Source organism: Citrobacter enshiensis, from assembly GCF_029338175.1.
Taxonomy (GTDB): Bacteria; Pseudomonadota; Gammaproteobacteria; order Enterobacterales; family Enterobacteriaceae; genus Citrobacter_D; species Citrobacter_D enshiensis.
The window spans coordinates 1,822,902-1,841,265 of sequence record NZ_CP119862.1 but is presented as its reverse complement, the minus strand read 5'-3'; the positions used below and the strand labels follow the sequence as shown (position 1 = coordinate 1,841,265).

Genomic DNA, 18,364 nt, shown 5'->3' with positions numbered 1-18,364 from the left:
ACCTCCATGAATACCGAAGCAATTGAATCGATGGTTCGGGATGTGTTGAGCCGCATGAACAGCCTGCAAGGTGAAACACCCACCTCTGCCGCAGTGCATACGACCACGCATACCGCGAAGGTGACCGATTACCCACTGGCGAACAAGCATCCTGAGTGGGTGAAAACAGCAACCAACAAAACGTTGGATGATTTCACGCTTGAGAATGTCCTTGAGCAATAAAGTGACCGCGCAGGATATGCGTATCACGCCGGAAACACTGCGTCTTCAGGCCGCTATCGCCAAAGATGCTGGCCGTGACCGGTTGGCGATGAACTTTGAACGCGCAGCGGAACTGACCGCCGTACCCGACGAACGGATCCTTGAAATCTACAACGCACTGCGTCCTTACCGTTCAACGAAAGAAGAGCTGATGGCCATTGCGGACGATCTCGAAAGTCGTTATCAGGCAAAGATTTGCGCAGGTTTCATTCGTGAAGCGGCCATGCTGTACGTCGAGCGCAAAAAACTTAAAGGCGACGATTAAACGGAGAGAATCCATGCGCTATATCGCTGGCATTGATATTGGTAACTCATCAACAGAAGTCGCTCTGGCGACGTTGAATGAGTCTGGCGTACTGACAATCACCGGCAGTGCGCTGGCGGAAACGACCGGAATCAAAGGCACATTACGCAATGTGTTCGGGATTCAGGAAGCGCTTACGCTGGCGGCAAAAGACGCTGGCATCAATGTCAGTGATATTTCGCTCATCCGCATCAACGAAGCCACGCCAGTGATTGGCGATGTGGCGATGGAAACCATCACGGAAACCATCATCACTGAGTCAACCATGATCGGCCACAACCCGAAAACCCCGGGCGGAGTCGGTCTTGGCGTCGGGATAACCATTACGCCGGAAGAGTTGCTGACTCGCCCGGCTGATGTCTCTTACATCCTGGTGGTATCAGCAGCGTTCGATTTCGCCGATGTCGCCACCATGATTAATGCTTCCGTGCGGGCGGGGTATCAATTGACCGGCGTCATTCTTCAACAGGATGACGGTGTACTGGTCAGTAATCGTCTTGAAAAACCCGTCCCTATTGTTGATGAAGTTCGGTATATCGACCGAATTCCTCTCGGGATGCTGGCCGCTATTGAGGTTGCCGTCCCCGGGGAAGGTGATCGAAACACTGTCTAACCCTTACGGCATCGCTACGGTTTTTAATCTCAGTGCCAACGAGACCAAAAACATTGTGCCTATGGCGCGCGCGCTGATTGGCAACCGTTCCGCCGTGGTGGTGAAAACACCATCAGGTGATGTAAAAGCTCGCGCCATACCAGCCGGAAATATTGAACTGCTGTCACAGGGGCGCACGCGTCGAGTCGATGTTGCTGCTGGTGCCGACGCCATCATGAAAGCGGTCGGCGAATGCCCGAAACTGGATAATGTGACGGGTGAAGCCGGAACTAATATTGGCGGCATGCTGGAACATGTGCGCCAGACAATGGCAGAACTCACCAACAAACCCAGCACTGAAGTTTTCATTCAGGACCTGTTAGCCGTCGATACTTCTGTACCCGTAAAGTGTTACAGGTGGGTTAGCCGGAGAGTTTTCGCTGGAGCAGGCCGTCGGCATCGCCTCCATGGTGAAATCAGATCGCCTGCAGATGGCGATGATCGCCCGCGAAATTAAGCAAAAACTCAACGTTGACGTACAGGTTGGCGGCGCAGAGGCCGAAGCCGCCATTCTGGGCGCCTTAACCACGCTGGCAACCACGCGTCCCCTGGCGATTCTGGCATCTGGCGCGCAGGTTCAACTGACGCCTCAATCATCAACCCTAAAGGCGAAATTATCGCCACTCACCTCGCCGGTGCTGGCGATATGGTCACGATGATCATCGCTCGCGAACTGGGTCCTGGAAGATCGTTATCTGGCCGAGGAGATCAAAAAGCACCCGTTAGCCAAGGTGGAAAGTTTGTTTCACCTGCGCCATGAGGACGGCAGCGTTCAGTTCCTCACCACTCAGCCTCCCTCCGTCGGTGTTCGCACGTGTCTGCGTGGTGAAACCCGATGAACTGGTTCCTCTCCCTGGCGACCTGGCCCTGGAGAAAGTGCGTGCCATTCGCCGCAGCGCGAAAGAGCGAGTCTTTGTCACCAACGCTCTGCGCGCACTGCGTCAGGTAAGCCCAACCGGCAATATTCGTGACATACCGTTTGTGGTGCTGGTTGGCGGTTCTTCTCTGGATTTTGAAGTCCCGCAACTGGTCACCGATGCGCTGGCGCACTATCGGCTGGTGGCTGGGCGAGGAAACATTCGCGGTAGCGAAGGGCCAAGAAACGCCGTCGCAACAGGATTGATCCTTTCCTGGCATAAGGAGTTTGCTTATGAACAGTAATCATATCGCACCGGCGATTGTGGTCGCGGCCATTGACGGCACACTCTCCGACTGGAATGACGTCCTGTTGGGTATCGAAGAAGAAGGTATTCCCTTCGTTGTTCAGCAGCAGGCATCAGACGATGTCGTTCATTGCGCGTGGCAGGCAGCGCGCCAGTCGCCGCTGCTCGTAGGCATCGCCTGTGACAGTGAAACCCTGGTTGTGCATTACAAGAATTTACCCGCATCAGCGCCGCTATTTACGCTGACCTATCACCAAGATAACCCTGCCCGTCGACGTATTGGCAACAACGCCGCGCGGCTGGTTAAAGGCCTTCCCTTCCGGGATGGTCACTCATAATCCACAGGAGAACCGCAGTATGAATAACGCACTGGGACTGGTTGAAACAAAAGGGCTGGTAGCCGCGATCGAAGCCGCCGATGCCATGGTGAAATCCGCCCACGTGCAGTTGGTCGGCTATGAAAAGACTCGGCTCGGGTTTAGTGACCGTGATGGTTCGCGGTGATGTCGGCGCCGTTAAAGCGGCCGTAGACGCAGGAAGTGCTGCGGCAAGCGCGGTAGGCGAAGTCAAATCCTGCCACGTCATCCCACGCCCGCACAGCGACGTTGAGGCCATTTTACCTAAATCTGCCTAAGTCAATTCGAAGAAGGAGAACAGCGTGAAGCAATCACTGGGATTACTTGAAGTTAGTGGTCTGGCATTAGCCATCAATTGCGCGGATGTCATGGCGAAAGCCGCTTCCATCACGCTGGTTGGCCTCGAAAAGACCAACGGTTCAGCTGGACGGTGATCAAAAATTACCCGGTGATGTAGCCTCTGTTCAGGCGGCCATCATCACTGGCGCCAGTTTTGCCGACCAGCAAGCAGGTCTGGTCGCACATAAAGTCATCGCCCGGCCTGGAGAGGGCATTCTTTCTTGCAGCGTAGAGACGTCGTCTGCACCCATTCCCGATGCTGCTCCCGAAGAGCCTCAGGAAGAGATCCTTGCGGAGCCTTTTTTACCTGAGAGCGCACAGGGAACTGAGCTTATCAGTTGCAATCTTTGCCTCGATCCACAATGCAAACGCCAGAAGGGGGAACCCCGTTCTCTCTGTCTGCATTCAGGCAAACGAGGTGAAGCGTAATGGATAAGCAACTTCTGGAGACGACCGTGAGTCAGATCCTGGATGGATGCGGGAGCGCCCCTATTCCGCTGGGCGTTTCTAATCGGTCATATCCATCTTTGCGCAGAAGACTATGCCGTCCTTTTTCCTGGACCAAACCGATCAGCGAGAAAAAAGCGCTATTACAGCCCGGACAATACGCCGCCGAGCAAACCGTCACACTTGGTCGGCCCAAAAGGTCAGTTAAATAATGTTCGCCTGCTTGGGCCATTGCGTAATACGAGTCAGGTTGAAATCTCCCGTACCGACGCCAGAACATTGGGCGTCGCAGCCCCTTTGCGTATGTCTGGCGCTCTGCAAGGAACGCCGGGGATCCGCCTTGTCAGCCCGTTTGCCGAACTGGATCTCACGTCGGGCGTGATTATCGCCCGTCGCCATATTCATATGTCACCGCTGGATGCGCTGATCCTGAGGGTTTCGCACGGCGACAACGTTTCTGTGGCCATTGAGGGAGATGAGCGTCGGCTGGTTTTTTGACAATGTCGCCGTTCGCGTTTCGCCAGATATGCGTCTTGAGATGCATATCGACACTGACGAAGCCAATGCGGCAGGCGCAGATAACCCGCACGCCTTCGCCAAACTGGTGACGCCACGATGAACGGCGAACGGTTGCAACGGATCGTCGAAGAGGTTTTTGCGCGTCCTGCTGCGTCGTGCCGAAAGTGCGGTCACGCTCAGCGCCGCGCAACTGCAGGAAATCGATGCCCGGACACTGTTTTGTCAGTATTCATCTCTGCATGTTCAGCAGGTTGACTTGCCATTACTGGAACAACTTGCACAGAACGATTCGTCAAATGCAACGACGGTAATGATTCACGAGGCGCTGGCATTTGGACTTCGCGTACAGCTGTCAGTGCAACGTCGTTTGTTACCGGCGTTACCGGTGAAAAAGCTGGCACACCTGCCTCTGATATTCAGTGATGAGCTGGGACAGACCTGGCATCCTGCACCCGGTCAATCTTTTAAGTTATGCCGACGTGGCTCGCCTTCCCAGTGTATCGCTGGTGTTACGTCGTCAATGTGTCATTACCGCACTGGCTCGTGAAGCCGCTGCACACGCAATATTCATCTCAATTAAACAGGAGTGAACCATGCACTCTGCACGCGTTACAGGCGCGGTGGTATCCACACAAAAATCACCGTCATCTGGTGGGGAAAAAACTTCCTGCTGGTACGTCTGGGTCCAGTGCGATGGGGAGCTTCCCCTCACATCCCACGACAGGTGATGAGGTGGCGGTTGATTCCGTAGGGGCTGGCGTTGGCGAGTTAGTGTTGCTCAGCAGCGGCTCCAGCGCCAGACATGTTTTTAGCGGTCCCAATGAGGCCATAGATCTGGCCATTGTCGGCATCGTCGACACGGTTTCTCCGTTAAGGGGGGAATGATGGCAGATTTATACCCCGAACAGGTGATGCCGGAACAACCGCCCTGTTTACCGGCCAACGCGTCAGTAAAACCCATCCGCGTGTTGAAGCTTACGGAACGCTGGATGAACTTAATGCCGCGCTGAGTCTGTGTGTGTGCGCTTGCGCCTGTGCGCAACATCGCACGTTGCTGGAATCTATTCAGTTACAGATCTTCTGGTTTAGCGCAGAGCTTGCCAGTGAAAGCGAACAACCGGCATCAGGGCAGCGTTACATCAGTTCTGAAGAAATTACCGCACTTGAAACCGCTATTGATACCGCGATGGGCCGCGTAGCCCCCTTGCACAGCTTTATTCTGCCGGGTCGGTGTGAGGCTGCGAGCCGAATTGCACTTTGCCGCGAACGTTAGCGCGTCGCGCTGAGCGACGTCTGGTGGAGCTGTCTGAGGACGTCGCTGTCAGGCATGTACTGATGCGCTATATCAACCGACTCTCAGATTGTTTGTATGCCCTGGCGCGCGCCGAAGATCACGATGCTCATCAGAACACCATTATTCGGGAAGTGACAAAGCGTTATCTGGCTTCTGGTCACTCCCCCTCATGAAGGTAATCCGCGATGTCACTCTCATCTCAGGAGCTTCATCAATTGACCCGTTCAGCCGTTGAGCGGGCACAAGAATTACAGGTGCCTGTTGTCGTCAGCATTGTTGACGCCCACGGCGTGGAAACAGTGACCTGGCGTATGCCGGATGCTCTGTTAGTGAGCAGCGAGCTGGCACCGAAGAAAGCATGGACTGCCGTCGCGATGAAAACAGCGACCCATGAACTTTCCGCTGCGGTTCAACCCGGCGCTGCGCTTTATGGTCTGGAAAGTCATCTGCAAGGAAAGGTGGTTACTTTTGGCGGCGGATATGCGCTATGGCGTGACGGTGTACTGATTGGGGGTCTTGGGATCAGCGGCGGTAGCGTTGAGCAGGACATGGACATTGCACAAGCCGCCATTGCGGCCATTAACGTGAGAACACATCAATGAATACTTCTGAACTGGAAACCCTCATCCGAACCATTCTGAGCGAACAGTTAACGCCCACAACCACAGACGTAAAAGGGAATGGTATCTTTCAGTCCGTTGATGAGGCAATCAACGCCGCACACCAGGCATTCTTACGTTATCAGCAGTGCCCGCTAAAAACCCGAAGCGCCATTATCAGCACAATGCGTGAAGCGCTCGATTCGCACCTTACGACGCTTGCAGAAGAGAGCGCGGTAGAAACCGGGATGGGCAATAAAGAGGACAAGTTCCTCAAGAATAAAGCTGCCCTGGAAAACACACCGGGTATTGAGGATCTCACCACTACGGCGTTGACCGGCGATGGCGGCATGGTGCTATTCGAATATTCGCCGTTTGGCGTGATCGGTTCCGTCGCCCCCAGCACCAACCCCACCGAAACCATCATCAATAACAGCATCAGCATGCTGGCGGCGGGAAACAGCGTTTATTTCAGTCCGCATCCTGGGGCCAAAAACGTCTCTCTTAAGTTGATCAGCATGATTGAGGAGATAGCGTTTCGCAGTTGTGGGATCCGCAATCTGGTCGTCACTGTCGCAGAACCCACGTTTGAAGCGACCCAGCAAATGATGGCACACCCTCACATTGCCGTGCTGGCGATCACCGGCGGCCCCGGTATCGTGGCGATGGGGATGAAAAGCGGCAAAAAAGTCATTGGCGCAGGCGCGGGAAATCCCCCCTGCATCGTCGATGAAACCGCGGATTTAGTGAAAGCTGCGGAAGATATCATTAATGGCGCTTCCTTCGATTACAACCTGCCCTGTATTGCAGAAAAGAGCCTGATCGTCGTGGAGTCCGTTGCCGACAGCCTGATCCAACAAATGCAGAGCTTTGGCGCGCTGCTCCTCACCCCCGCAGAAACGGATAAGCTTCGCGCAGCCTGCCTTCCGGAAGGTCAGGCCAATAAAAAGCTGGTTGGTAAAAGCCCTGCTGCCATGCTGGAAGCCGCAGGTATTGCTGTTCCCGCCAAAACACCACGTTTGTTGATCGCGGTCGTTAACGCTGACGACGACTGGGTTACCCGCGAACAGCTGATGCCGATGTTGCCCATCGTGAAAGTGAAAGACTTCGACAGCGCCCTGACCCTGGCACTAAAAGTAGAAGAAGGCTTGCACCATACCGCCATTATGCACTCGCAGAACGTTTCACGACTGAATCTGGCAGCCCGCACATTGCAGACCTCTATTTTTGTGAAGAACGGTCCGTCCTATGCCGGAATCGGCGTCGGAGGCGAAGGTTTCACCACCCTTTACAATCCGCCACGCCAACCGGTGAAGGGACAACCTCAGCCAAAACATTTGCGCGGTCCCGTCGCTGCGTACTGACAAACGGTTTTTCAATCCGCTAATGAGGTTGTGATGAACACCTTTTCACTGCAAACCCGTTTGTACAGCGGCCAGGGCAGTCTGGATGTGCTGAAGCGCTTTACGAACAAGCATATCTGGATTATTTGTGATGGTTTTCTGGCGCGTTCACCGCTGATCGACATGTTACGTGAGACGTTGCCTGCCAATAATCGCATCAGTGTGTTTAGCGAGATAACGCCAGACCCCCACCATCAGCACTGTCGTGCAAGGGATTGCGCAAAATGCAAACCCTGCGCCCTGATGTCGTAATAGGTTTTGGTGGCGGTTCAGCGCTTGACGCCGCCAAAGCCATCGTCTGGTTCAGCCGCCAGTTTGGTATTGAAATCGAAACCTGTGTTGCCATTCCAACCACCAGCGGGACTGGGTCTGAAGTGACCAGCGCGTGTGTGATAAGCGATCCCGACAAAGGGATTAAATACCCGCTGTTCAACAACGCTCTCTATCCGGATATGGCGATCCTCGATCCCCGACTGGTCGTCAGCGTCCCCCGCCAATATCACCGCCAACACGGTATGGATGTATTGCACGCATGCCCTGGAAGCCTATGTTTCCTCACGGGCCAGTGATTTCACTGACGCGCTGGCGGAAAAAGCCGCGCAAATCGTTTTTCAGTATCTGCCCGTCGCCGTTAAAAAAGGGGATTGCCTGGCGACGCGCGGAAAAATGCACAACGCGTCAACCCTGGCTGGCATGGCGTTTAGCCAGGCAGGTCTGGGGCTTAACCATGCCATCGCACACCAGTTGGGAGGCCAATTTCACCTCGCTCCATGGGCTTGCCAATGCCGCTGCTACTTACCCTCAGTCATTCGTTTTAATGCGCGGGATCCGCGAGCGGCAAAACGGTACGTAAGATTCGCGAAAGCTTGTCAGTTATGTCCTGACAATGCGAAAGACATCACAGGGTTAAATGCGCTGATTCGCAGTATTGAACAACTCATAAGACAATGCGCCATCCCTTCTTTTTCCGAAGTGCTGACTGATGGTAAAACCGAGTATTCCCAGCGAATCCCTGCCATGGTTCAGGCTGCACTGGCAGATGTCACGTTAAAAACTAATCCGCGCCCCGCTGATGCCTGCGCCATTCAAGAGTTGTTGGAGGAATTGATATGAATACGGCTCCTAATGCCTTCGAATTCACTGAACTTATTGTTTGCGATGCTCAGGCAATCCGGGAAAGAGTTCGTGCTGCGGGGGTGGTAGGTGCCGGAGGCGCTGGTTTTCCCGCCCATGTCAAACTGCAGGCGCAGGTGGAAATCTTCCTGGTCAACGCCGCAGAATGTGAACCGATGCTGAAGGTTGACCAACAGCTTATGGCCCAACAGGCGGCTCGTCTGGTGCGTGGCGTGCAATACGCGATGAAAGCAACCGGCGCCCGCGAAGGCATTATTGCCCTCAAAGAAAAATATCGTCCTGCCATCGCCGCGTTAACCCCGTTTCTCCCTTCAGACATCAGGTTGCACATTTTGCCGGATGTTTATCCGGCAGGTGATGAGGTTCTGACATCTGGATGGCGACAAGGCCGATCGCGTCCCCCCTGCGGCTTTGCCTGTCAGCGTGGGCGTTGTCGTCAATAACGTGCAGACCGTGCTGAATATTGCCAGGGCGGTGGAACAGCAGTTTCCCGTCACTCGCCGCACTCTGACGGTTAATGGCGCAGTGGCTCACACCACAGACGCTGACCGTCCCCATCGGTATGTCATTACGTGAGGTTCTCTCTCTGGCGGGAGGAGCCACCATTGATTCTCCTGGCTTTATCAATGGTGGCCCAATGATGGGACATTTGCTCACCACGCTGGATACCCCGGTAACCAAAACCACGGGGGGATTGCTGGTATTGCCCGAAAAGCACCCACTGATCCAGCGGCGTAGGCAGGATGAACGCACGCTGCTTTCCGTTGCGAAAACGGTCTGCGAACAGTGTCGGTTATGTACTGATTTGTGCCCACGACATTTGATAGGCCAGAATTATCGCCGCACCCTGCTTGGTACGCGCGGTGAACTACCAACAGGCCGCGACACCCCAACTGTTGCTCAGCGCGTTGACCCTGTTCGGAATGCAATGTTTGTGAAATGTGTCGCCTGTCCGGTTGGCATCTCCCCAATGCGTATTAACCGCATGCTCAAGCGTGAGTTGCGGGCGCAAAACCTGCGTTATGAAGGGCCACTGAATCCTGCCGATGAAATGGCGAAATATCGGCTGTTGTCCGGTAAAACGGCTGATTTGCTAAGCCTGGGTCTTAGCGACTGGTATCACGAAGCACCGTTATCAGAAACCGAACACCTGACGGATAACGTCACTCTGCTTCTGCGCCAACATATTGGTGCCAATACCCTCCCGCAGGTGCAAAAAGGTGACCGCGTCGTTCGTGGCCAGTGCGTCGCAGATGTCCCTCCGGGTGCATTAGGCCGCGCCCCATTCACGCCAGTATTGTCGGCATCGTTAGTGACGTCACTGAGCTGGCAATTACGGTTGTAAGAGGTTAACCATGTCTCAGGCAATAGGTATTTTAGAACTCACCAGTATCGCTAAAGGAATGGAATCAGGCGATGCCATGCTGAAAAGCGCCCAACGTTGAATCTTCTGGTCAGTAAGACCCATCTGCCCAGGCAAATTTTTACTGATGATCGGCGGTGATGTAGGTGCGGTGCAACAAGCCATAGCGACCGGTTCCTCACTCGCCGCAGACATGCTCCGTCGACAGCCTGGGTGTTACCCAATATTCATGCCAGCGTCCTCCCCGCGATCAGCGGGCTGAACAGTGTTGATAAGCGTCAGGCCGTCGGGATTGTGGAAACCGTGGAGCGTGGCGGCATGCATCAGCGCCGCTGACCCGTGCGGTCAAAGCCTCAAATGTCACGCTGGTTCGGGTACATATGGCGTTTGGTATCGGAGGCAAATGCTACATGGTGGTAGCGGGCGATATTTCTGATGTTAACATACGCCGTTACCGTTGCCAGTGAAAGCGCGGGCGAAAAAGGGCTGCTGGTCTACCGCTCTGTGATTCCACGTCCACATGAAGCCATGTGGCGACAAATTGTGGAGGGATAATGGAAAGACAACCCACGACGGATCGTATGATCCAGGAATATGTCCCTGGTAAGCAGGTGACGCTGGCGCATCTGATTGCCAATCCAGGCAAAGATTTATTTAAAAAACTGGGGCTGCAGGATGCCGTATCAGCCATAGGTATTCTGACCATCACACCCCCAGCGAGGGCCTCCCATTATCGCCTGTGATATCGCCACCAAGTCAGGTGCCGTGGGATTGGTTTCTCTCGACCGATTCACGGGTGCCGTTGTGTTAACGGGAGATGTTTCTGCCGTTGAATACGCGCTGAAACAGGTCACCAGAACACTGAGTGAAATGATGCTGTTTACCTCATGCCCCGTCACGCGGACCTGACACCATGAAGCGCATGATGCTTATTGGCCCCAGCCAGTGCGGTAAAACGTCACTCACGCAATGTTTACGTGGCGAGACGCTTCATTACCAAAAAACACAGGCCATCGTGTGGTCTCCGGACACGATAGACACTCCGGGCGAATATCTGGAGAACCGCTGTCTCTACAGCGCGCTGCTGGCAAGTGCCTGTGAAGCTGAAATGATTGCCCTGGTGCTGAACGCTGATGCCCCCTGGTCCCCCTTTTCTCCGGGGTTTACAGCGCCGATGAACAGACCCGTCATTGGCATCGTCACAAAATCCGATCTGGCAAACGCGTCGCGTATTTCAACCGTACATAACTGGTTGGCGCAAGCCGGAGCTGAACACATCTTTACCACCAGCGCCGTGACCAATTCAGGCGTCGATGAAATGTTTGATTTTCTGACCGCAAAGGAATCTTTATGTCTCACAAAATAATGGCCATTAACGCAGGCAGTTCATCGCTAAAATTCCAGTTACTGGCGATGCCGCAGGGCACGGCTATCTGTCAGGGTTTGATCGAACGTATTGGTATGGTCAATGCGCAGGTCACGATAAAAACGACCACGCAAAAATGGCAAGAAACATTGCCGATGGCGGATCATCGTGAAGCCGTTGCGCTACTGCTGGAGAAGCTCATTGATTATCAAATTATCAATGCATTAACTGACATTACAGGTGTCGGTCACCGCGTCGCGCACGGAGGAGAATCGTTTAAAGATTCGGCGCTGATCACAGATGAAACGCTGGCGCAGATAGAACACCTCGCAGAACTGGCCCCTTTGCACAATCCGGTCAATGTCATTGGCATTAAGGTATTTCGGCAATTGCTGCCCAACACGCCGTCAGTTGCCGTCTTTGATACGGCTTTTCATCAGACACTGGATGAACCCGCCTATATCTATCCCTTACCCTGGCGCTATTACGCCAGAGCTTGGTATTCGTCGCTACGGATTCCACGGCACCAGCCACAAATATGTCAGTGCGACGCTGGCAGAAAAGCTGGGGGTTCCGCTCAGCGCGCTACGCATTGTGTGTTGTCATCTCGGCAACGCAGCAGGTCTTTGTGCTATCAAAGAGGTCTGTCCGTTAACACCTCGATGGGATTCACGCCGCAGTCAGGTGTGATGATGGGGACCCGCAGTGGTGATATCGATCCGTCCATTTTACCGTGGATTGCGCAGCGAGAAGGTAAAACACCGCAACAACTTAATCATTTATTAAACAACGAGTCAGGCTTGCTGGGGGGTCTCCGGAATATCCAGTGATTATCGCGATGTTGAACAGGCTGCTGATTCGGGGAACAGACAGGCAGCACTGGCGCTCACCCTGTTTGCCGAACGTATCCGCGCCACGATAGGCAGCTACATTATGCAGATGGGCGGACTGGATGTTCTCCTGTTTACCGGTGGGATTGGCGAAAACTCGTCTCGCGCCAGGTCGGCAATCTGTCATAACCTGCATTTTCTTGGGCTGGCGATTGATGAAGAAAAAAATCAACGCAACAGCACGTTCATTCAGACAGACAACGCGATGGTCAAGGTGGCGGTGATTAATACCAATGAAGAACTCATGATCGCACAAGATGTTATGAGATAGCCTTAACCGAAACGGCGGGCTTTTTGCGTACCTGCGTAATTAAAGCATCACCACAAGTTGCGGTAAATCAAGGTAATAGCATGATCAGCATGACACTATGCGCCGAGAATTGCTGATCAAGAAGGTGTATACATGGCTGTAGCACAATGCCCGGCGTCATGCGGTGAACTTATTCAGGGTTGGATTCTTGGCAGTGAGAAGCCGGTCTCCTGCCCTGTCGACTGGTACAGCACCGTCGAGGTAGGTTCAGGCTCGCCTCTGGCGGATGAGCGTTCACTTTCACGCACGATGGTAGATCGGGTGCTTGCGCACTTTAACTACCCTGCCTGCTGGAGCCAGGAGATACGGGTGGATGTCCATTCCACCATTCCTGTTGCCAAAGGAATGGCCAGCAGCACCGCAGACATTGCCGCTACAGGCAGCTTGCCACTGCGCACCATCTGGGCCACACGCTTGATGAATCCACCCTTGCGCAGCTTTGCGTTTCACTCGAACCGACCGACAGCACCGTTTTCCGCCAGCTTACGCTTTTTGATCATAATGATGCTTCAACGCAGATCGCCTGCGAAGCGCAACCGCAGCTCGATCTTTTAGTGCTCGAAAGTCCCGTGACTTTACGTACCTCGGATTATCACCGGTATTCCCCGTCTTGATCGTTTACACGCGGGCGCGGCAGCCTTGCAGCAAGCCTGGGAAGCCGTGCAGGAAGCGTGCGTAACGCAGAACCCACGACGGATGGGTGAAGCCGCGACCCTGAGCGCCATCGCCAGCCAGATGTTGCTTCCAAAACCCGACTTCAATGCGTTGTTATCGATCGTTGAAGAGTGTGATTTATACGGCGTGAATGTGGCGCACAGCGGCAGCGTTGTCGGTTTGATGCTGGACCGGGAGCGTCATGATGTCGATTACATTAAATGGACGCTTACAGAAAGAAAACTGACGAACCATTGGCCAGAACAGCATTTACTTAGAATGGTAAAGGGTGGGGTTGAACTGCAGTGAGAACCGCACCGCGATCCTCACTGCGGTAACGCATTATTCTGCTTTTGCGTCAGGGTTTTTCATTTCACCCATTGCTTTGAGCTTTTTAGAAATGTCGCGACGTTCTTTGGAGATTTCTGCATTTTTGATGATGTAATCATCAACGCGATCTTCATAGTCGGTTTTCATGCTGGCGATAATGCCCTGGATCGCTTCAACGCTCATACCTGGTTTGATGTAGTCGCTCAGGTTGTCCAGCAGCAGCACACGCTTCTGGTTGTCACGGATCTTTTTCTCAACGTCCTGGATTTCACGTTGCAGCTTGTTCTTACGGCGAAACAGACGAACAAATTCCAGCACGTCCTGGAAAGAAGGCTTGGTAGTTTCCATTTTTACACCCCTGATAATGTGAGATTCGGATTCGTTTAAGCAACCGCGACAAGTAAGGGTAAACATTACTTTTAGCCGTTGCAGATGACAATGGTTTTATCCTTTTTCCGTATCATACCCTTATTCCTTGCTGAATCGAAGCAGCAGTAGAATCATTCACCTTATCTGCTCTTTATTTGCGCAATGCGCGACAGATCAAATGCGAGAGTAGCTCCAGTTGGCGCGCGGTTTCCATGCTTAGCCAAACATAGCCATGAATGGGGATTTCAGCCACTCTGTCGCTATGCTGTTCATTAATCAGTTGCCGAAGTTCCGCCACAATGTCGTTCAGCTTCCCGGTGTTTGCCAGCACCGGCTGCGGGGTTTCCTTCATACAACGCATGCGTAATCGTCAGTAACGTTTGCTGGATCATCTGTTGCGTTTCACGCAGTGTATGGGCATTCAGCATCACGAAATGGCTGGTGCGCGATGCCCAGTGTGCATTAATTTGCAGCTCGAGCATGCAGACCAGATTGCGGTTAATCGTTTGAATTGCTTCAAATATCGATTTATGAATATGGGTTTCTTTACTGGCGGGCGTAATCAAGCCGCGCATCTTCACGACATCCCCAAGTAGCCGCTGTAAGTGTTTATCCAGCCCGTGGACGTTCAAGCAAGTTAGGAGAAAGCGCCGCCTGATAGAGTCGGTTATAGGACGTGACGCACTGCGCCAGTTGGATCCGCCAGTGTATAAACGCCCGTTGCGGCCAGATACCGGTAAACAACATGGCCAAAAGCGACCCCAGAATCACATCGCCGCCTCGCCATAATGCCGTCTCCATATCGCCTGCTGGCGCACCTACCACCACGGCCAGGGTGATTCCTATCAACAACGCCTGATACGGTTTTTTGCCTAACGCCAGCCACCCGCACAGGAACATCGCCACCGCGCACCAGATAATCATCAGCGGTAATGAGAAAAGCTCCAGGCGCAGCGCCACCAGCCCTAACGCCGCTCCCAGAATCGTACCGCCGATACGTTCAAAGGCCCGGGGGACCACGTTACCCCAAAAGGAGATCGGCCCCATAATGACCACCAGCGTAATAAGTGGCCACGTGCCTTCCGGGATATGGAACAGACGAACGAACAGAAATGTGAGGATAAATGCCAGCGCAATGCGAATCCCATGCACGACGCGGTAGTGGCGATACAAACGAATTTCAAAGGGGCTCAGCGACTTATCGGTACGCACTTTCGGCTCCATCTGGAAATCACAAAAAACGCATTGTACCTGCTTTTTCACTGAAAACATCACTGCTGCGGACAGATCTTATCCAGGATGAACGAATGTCGCGATCGTCCGCGCAGTAACGCCGAAAACATCAATATCACGACTTCGGTTGTACCGGTATATGCATTTCAATATCCCAGTACCCGTCTTCTGCCCCATTATTCAGATAGACCTCAAAACAAGGTTTGCCGGAAATCTGGTAACGGCTATCCTGCAGCACGCTATTGAAAAACTGATACCACGGCGTCGCGAAATCGTTATTTTCAACGCGTGTGACAGCAACAGCATATTGACCGCCCACTATTTCAGTGAGGATCACACCTTCGCTGTTTTCGGGCAACGTGAAATCAGCGGGTACTGAAACAACGGTATCGCAACGCAGTTTCTCCGCCGGGACTTCATCAGGGTTATCATAGTAAACGGCAATCCATTCCAGCGGCACGATCTGGTTTCCATCAACCCACATCATCAGTTGTTCAAAACCTTGTTTTACCGTTTTTTCCCACGGTCCAACCATGTGAAAACCGGCAATCCTGCGTTTCTCTGCTTGTCTGATCTCGTAGTTCATAATGCCTCCGTCATTATACTGTTATTATATACAGTATAATTTTCACCTAACAGCCACAAGGAAATAGTGATTATTATGTGAGCAGACTCGCACTCTCGCCAGTCTGCCCCGGAACAAATCCGTTATGCCTTATGGTGAAAATAATCGCTCAGACGCGAAAAAACGCCGCCTTTATCAACGGATTCCAGCGTCACCAGCGGCCAGTGCGCGACCAGTTTATCCCGATCGTAGAGTTCAATTTCGCCAACCCGTTGATGTGCGGCAATAGGTGCCACAATCTCTTTTCTATCAAGTACATATTTTGCTTTGATATTAGGAATTTCTGCTTTTGGAAGCGCTAACCAAAAATCCTGCTCAGTGCCTAATGTGATGTTCTCTTTTGTCACCGTACCATATGCGTTCGCTACCAACTTTCTTCCCACTTTTAAGAATTTGCACCGTGTCGAAATTCTGTTGCCCCCAGTGCAACAGTTTACGGGCTTGTTCTTCACGGCCTTTCGGGCTTTCAGCCCCCATCACCACGGCGATAAGGCGGCGCTGCCCATCCACGGAAGAGGCGATAAGGTTATATCCGGCGCCAGAGGTGTGTCCGGTTTTAAGACCATCAACGTTGAGCGTTTTATCCCACAGCAGGCCATTGCGGTTTTGCTGCGTGATGCCATTCCAGGTGAGGCTCTTTTCGCTATACATATGATAAAACTCAGGTTCGCCATGAATAATCGCACGCGAAAGTACCGCAAGGTCATACGCCGAACTGTGCTGACCCGGCGCATCCAGCCCGTGTACCGTTTCAAAATGCGTATCCTGTAAATTTAGCTTTTGCACATAGCGGTTCATCATGGCAACAAACTGCGGCTGCCCCCCGGCAATGTAATCCGCCAGCGCCACGCAAGCATCGTTGCCTGAATCAACGATCAGCCCACGACTTAAATCATGCACCGTGACGCGGTCGCCCTCTTTTAAGAACATCAATGAGGAACCCACAAACACAGGATTGTCTTTTGCCAGGCATCACGTCCGACAGTCACAATGTCGTTGCGGCTAATACGATGGCTGTCGATGGCGCGGTCAACCACATACCCGGTCATCAGTTTGGTCAGGCTGGCAGGGTTACGCTGCTGGTGTTCGTTATTGGCGGTAAGAATCTGTCCTGTCGTGTAATCCATCAGCACCCACGCCCCTGCGTCAATGGCTGGCGGCTGGGGAGAAAAGTCCGGGGTATTGGTTGCAAAGGCAGATGTAAGATTCAACGTAAACAGCGAAGCGGCAATAAACAAACGGGATTTCAACAGCATGTCCTCAGAAAGAGAATAATTTGCTGTTCTTTTTACGGAAGTTCTGTTGAACAAACATGAAAAAATTGCAAGAAAATGTGACTCAAAGCACATTTCCTTGCATGATTTTAACCCACCGAGCCTGTTTTCCGGGTTTCAGCGCGGGGGAAAATTATCCCTTACGCGGCGAAGTTTCCGCATGATGACTGCGATGGCGGTGATAACCGTCTATCATGCTGCGGAAAATTTGCCCTGGTGTATCACCGAGCGTGCAAAGGTAAATATGTGCGCAAATAAACAGCAGCCCAACGACGGCTAACGCCATATGCAACACCAGCATTATCGGACCTGCCCCCATGAATTGCGGATACAAACACAGAAATCCGCTGATGATCAACAGAGGCACGAGCGCATACATGATGGCCAGATACGCCAGTTGCTGTAGCGGGTTAAATTTATTTTCCGTCGTGCGGCATAAGGTGCGCTTCGCATGCATAATGCCGCACAGGTAAAAACGCGTTTGCCGCAGACACCGCGTGACCAGTCCGTTGACGTTCACCTTGTAGTGATGTCCGTTACCACCGAACGCATTAATGAGGATGAAGCCGATCCAACATGCCGCCAGCGCAAATCCGCACACGGTATGTAGTTTCACCATTAATGCCACAGGTCCGATTGAAAAATGGCCAAACAGACCACTGAGCAAAAGCAGGACAAAGAGCAGAGCATTTCCCCAGTGCCAGCGGCGGATCGCCAGTGAATAGAGGTAGTCACGTTGCTCTTCCCCTGTCGCCGTTTTCGGTGAAAACATGGCGCGCAACAGCGCATGCGCCCCAAGTGCGGCAAGCAGCATCAACACCACGCCCCCCGCACAGACGAGCCATAAAGGCCAGTAATCCGGCGTGTAGTTCAGTTCGGCTCCCCAGATGGTATTCATACTTTACCCTCCTGATGTATCTCCTTGCGTCGGTATAAACTGACCGCACCACTGCCTTCTTCCTGCTGCCGGTACACCTCTTTTTGGCCGATCCAGTGTTGGATCTCCGGTTCATCGAGTCGACCAAATTTCAGCGCATCCGTCGGACACACGGAGACGCAGGCGGGCTGTTGTCCTGATGCCAGACGCGTATCGGCACAGAAATTACATTTTTCGGCAATCCCCGTTTGGGGATTCAGAAAGCGAACGTGGAACGGACACGCTGCAACACAGTAATCGCAGCCGATACAGCGCGATTTATCGACCTGCACGATGCCGTTTTCATCACGGAATGAGGCGCCGGTTGGGCATACCGTGACGCAGGGGGCGTCTTCGCAATGCTGACAGGAGACACGGATAAAACGAAAATGATCCAGCGTGGCAGATTCAGGGTCAGGCGTTTGGATCTGCACCTGAACGCGGCTAAATCCCTCCGGGACATCATTAAGCACCTTACAGGCCACCGTGCACGCCTGGCATCCAATGCAGCGTTTCTCGTCATGCAACATGGCATATGAATTCGTCGGTTGATTCATGCTTTT

Annotated in this window: 12 protein-coding genes and 15 pseudogenes; 21 read left to right on the top strand and 6 right to left on the bottom strand. The window is 53.0% G+C overall.

What is annotated here, in order from left to right; all coding sequences use genetic code 11:
* Positions 1 to 6 precede the first annotated feature (6 nt).
* The 21 genes and pseudogenes from pduE (at position 7) to P2W74_RS08700 (ending at position 13,363) form a co-directional block, all read left to right on the top strand.
* Positions 7 to 526: pseudogene (gene pduE / locus P2W74_RS08785) on the top strand (propanediol dehydratase small subunit PduE).
* A gap of 13 nt (positions 527 to 539) precedes the next feature.
* A pseudogene (locus P2W74_RS08780) lies at positions 540 to 2,378 on the top strand (diol dehydratase reactivase subunit alpha).
* Entirely contained in the window at positions 2,368 to 2,718 is a 351-nt protein-coding gene (locus P2W74_RS08775; protein ID WP_276294706.1) for a glycerol dehydratase reactivase beta/small subunit family protein, read from the top strand. The pseudogene P2W74_RS08780 and the gene P2W74_RS08775 overlap by 11 nt, the downstream one beginning before the upstream one ends.
* Positions 2,719 to 2,737: 19 nt before the next feature.
* Positions 2,738 to 3,014 (top strand): annotated as a pseudogene (gene pduJ / locus P2W74_RS08770) (propanediol utilization microcompartment protein PduJ).
* 24 nt (positions 3,015 to 3,038) lie between these two features.
* Positions 3,039 to 3,504, top strand: a pseudogene (locus P2W74_RS08765) (BMC domain-containing protein).
* A 42-nt stretch (positions 3,505 to 3,546) separates the two neighbouring features.
* Positions 3,547 to 4,020 (top strand): PduL/EutD family phosphate acyltransferase, encoded by a 474-nt coding sequence (locus tag P2W74_RS08760; protein ID WP_276294705.1) that lies wholly within the window; start codon positions 3,547 to 3,549, stop codon positions 4,018 to 4,020.
* Positions 3,998 to 4,141, top strand: a complete 144-nt coding sequence (locus P2W74_RS08755) for a PduL/EutD family phosphate acyltransferase (protein ID WP_276294704.1) — start codon at positions 3,998 to 4,000, stop codon at positions 4,139 to 4,141. The genes P2W74_RS08760 and P2W74_RS08755 overlap by 23 nt, the downstream gene beginning before the upstream one ends.
* Positions 4,138 to 4,631: pseudogene (pduM, locus tag P2W74_RS08750) on the top strand (microcompartment protein PduM). The gene P2W74_RS08755 and the pseudogene pduM overlap by 4 nt, the downstream one beginning before the upstream one ends.
* 3 nt (positions 4,632 to 4,634) lie before the next feature.
* Positions 4,635 to 4,926: pseudogene (locus P2W74_RS08745) on the top strand (EutN/CcmL family microcompartment protein).
* Between the two features lie 10 nt (positions 4,927 to 4,936).
* Positions 4,937 to 5,937 (top strand): annotated as a pseudogene (gene pduO, locus P2W74_RS08740) (two-domain cob(I)yrinic acid a,c-diamide adenosyltransferase PduO).
* Positions 5,934 to 7,321: pseudogene (pduP, locus tag P2W74_RS08735) on the top strand (CoA-acylating propionaldehyde dehydrogenase PduP). Before pduO ends, pduP begins: the two co-directional pseudogenes overlap by 4 nt.
* A 10-nt stretch (positions 7,322 to 7,331) precedes the next feature.
* Positions 7,332 to 8,450 (top strand): annotated as a pseudogene (locus P2W74_RS08730) (1-propanol dehydrogenase PduQ).
* Positions 8,447 to 9,824 (top strand): annotated as a pseudogene (locus P2W74_RS08725) (SLBB domain-containing protein). Before P2W74_RS08730 ends, P2W74_RS08725 begins: the two co-directional pseudogenes overlap by 4 nt.
* Positions 9,825 to 9,826: 2 nt before the next feature.
* A pseudogene (locus tag P2W74_RS23510) lies at positions 9,827 to 10,096 on the top strand (BMC domain-containing protein).
* A complete protein-coding gene (locus P2W74_RS23505; RefSeq protein ID WP_412767252.1) occupies positions 10,048 to 10,170 on the top strand; it encodes a hypothetical protein in 123 nt (40 codons plus the stop codon). The pseudogene P2W74_RS23510 and the gene P2W74_RS23505 overlap by 49 nt, the downstream one beginning before the upstream one ends.
* A 44-nt stretch (positions 10,171 to 10,214) precedes the next feature.
* Positions 10,215 to 10,301 carry a hypothetical protein gene (locus tag P2W74_RS23500; RefSeq protein WP_412767233.1) on the top strand — a complete coding sequence of 29 codons (87 nt, stop codon included), beginning with the start codon at positions 10,215 to 10,217 and terminating at the stop codon, positions 10,299 to 10,301.
* 87 nt (positions 10,302 to 10,388) lie between these two features.
* Positions 10,389 to 10,743 (top strand): annotated as a pseudogene (gene pduU, locus P2W74_RS08715) (propanediol utilization microcompartment protein PduU).
* Positions 10,744 to 10,747: 4 nt separating this feature from the next.
* Positions 10,748 to 11,200, top strand: coding sequence for a propanediol utilization protein PduV (gene pduV / locus P2W74_RS08710; protein ID WP_276294703.1), 453 nt, complete (start codon positions 10,748 to 10,750; stop codon positions 11,198 to 11,200).
* Positions 11,185 to 12,030, top strand: a complete 846-nt coding sequence (locus tag P2W74_RS08705; RefSeq protein WP_459560537.1) for a hypothetical protein — start codon at positions 11,185 to 11,187, stop codon at positions 12,028 to 12,030. Before pduV ends, P2W74_RS08705 begins: the two co-directional genes overlap by 16 nt.
* On the top strand, positions 12,020 to 12,361 hold the full coding sequence (locus tag P2W74_RS23790; protein WP_459560540.1) for a hypothetical protein: 342 nt from the start codon (positions 12,020 to 12,022) through the stop codon (positions 12,359 to 12,361). Before P2W74_RS08705 ends, P2W74_RS23790 begins: the two co-directional genes overlap by 11 nt.
* Before the next feature lie 132 nt (positions 12,362 to 12,493).
* Positions 12,494 to 13,363: pseudogene (locus tag P2W74_RS08700) on the top strand (L-threonine kinase).
* A 33-nt stretch (positions 13,364 to 13,396) separates the two neighbouring features.
* Here the strand turns inward: P2W74_RS08700 and P2W74_RS08695 are convergent.
* The 6 genes and pseudogenes from P2W74_RS08695 to phsB all read right to left on the bottom strand — a co-directional run bounded on the left by P2W74_RS08695 (position 13,397) and on the right by phsB (position 18,358).
* Positions 13,397 to 13,732 (bottom strand): DUF496 family protein, encoded by a 336-nt coding sequence (locus P2W74_RS08695; RefSeq protein WP_162379907.1) that lies wholly within the window; start codon positions 13,730 to 13,732, stop codon positions 13,397 to 13,399.
* 172 nt (positions 13,733 to 13,904) lie between these two features.
* A pseudogene (locus P2W74_RS08690) lies at positions 13,905 to 14,965 on the bottom strand (FUSC family protein).
* Positions 14,966 to 15,101: 136 nt separating this feature from the next.
* On the bottom strand, positions 15,102 to 15,572 hold the full coding sequence (gene sbmC, locus P2W74_RS08685) for a DNA gyrase inhibitor SbmC (RefSeq protein WP_276294702.1): 471 nt from the start codon (positions 15,570 to 15,572) through the stop codon (positions 15,102 to 15,104).
* A gap of 122 nt (positions 15,573 to 15,694) precedes the next feature.
* A pseudogene (gene dacD, locus P2W74_RS08680) lies at positions 15,695 to 16,867 on the bottom strand (serine-type D-Ala-D-Ala carboxypeptidase DacD).
* Between the two features lie 151 nt (positions 16,868 to 17,018).
* Positions 17,019 to 17,783 (bottom strand): thiosulfate reductase cytochrome B subunit, encoded by a 765-nt coding sequence (gene phsC / locus P2W74_RS08675; RefSeq protein ID WP_276294701.1) that lies wholly within the window; start codon positions 17,781 to 17,783, stop codon positions 17,019 to 17,021.
* On the bottom strand, positions 17,780 to 18,358 hold the full coding sequence (gene phsB / locus P2W74_RS08670) for a thiosulfate reductase electron transport protein PhsB (protein WP_276294700.1): 579 nt from the start codon (positions 18,356 to 18,358) through the stop codon (positions 17,780 to 17,782). Before phsB ends, phsC begins: the two co-directional genes overlap by 4 nt.
* Positions 18,359 to 18,364: the final 6 nt, after the last annotated feature.

Excerpts from the sequence above, each read along its gene's own strand:
- P2W74_RS08695 (WP_162379907.1), bottom strand. The coding sequence starts at position 13,732 with ATGGAAACTACCAAGCCTTCTTTCCAGGACGTGCTGGAATTTGTTCGT.
- P2W74_RS08760 (WP_276294705.1), top strand. The coding sequence starts at position 3,547 with ATGGATGCGGGAGCGCCCCTATTCCGCTGGGCGTTTCTAATCGGTCAT.
- phsC (WP_276294701.1), bottom strand. The coding sequence starts at position 17,783 with ATGAATACCATCTGGGGAGCCGAACTGAACTACACGCCGGATTACTGG.
- P2W74_RS08775 (WP_276294706.1), top strand. The coding sequence starts at position 2,368 with ATGAACAGTAATCATATCGCACCGGCGATTGTGGTCGCGGCCATTGAC.
- P2W74_RS08705 (WP_459560537.1), top strand. The coding sequence starts at position 11,185 with ATGTCTCACAAAATAATGGCCATTAACGCAGGCAGTTCATCGCTAAAA.
- P2W74_RS08755 (WP_276294704.1), top strand. The coding sequence starts at position 3,998 with ATGAGCGTCGGCTGGTTTTTTGACAATGTCGCCGTTCGCGTTTCGCCA.
- P2W74_RS23500 (WP_412767233.1), top strand. The coding sequence starts at position 10,215 with ATGGCGTTTGGTATCGGAGGCAAATGCTACATGGTGGTAGCGGGCGAT.
- phsB (WP_276294700.1), bottom strand. The coding sequence starts at position 18,358 with ATGAATCAACCGACGAATTCATATGCCATGTTGCATGACGAGAAACGC.
- sbmC (WP_276294702.1), bottom strand. The coding sequence starts at position 15,572 with ATGAACTACGAGATCAGACAAGCAGAGAAACGCAGGATTGCCGGTTTT.
- pduV (WP_276294703.1), top strand. The coding sequence starts at position 10,748 with ATGAAGCGCATGATGCTTATTGGCCCCAGCCAGTGCGGTAAAACGTCA.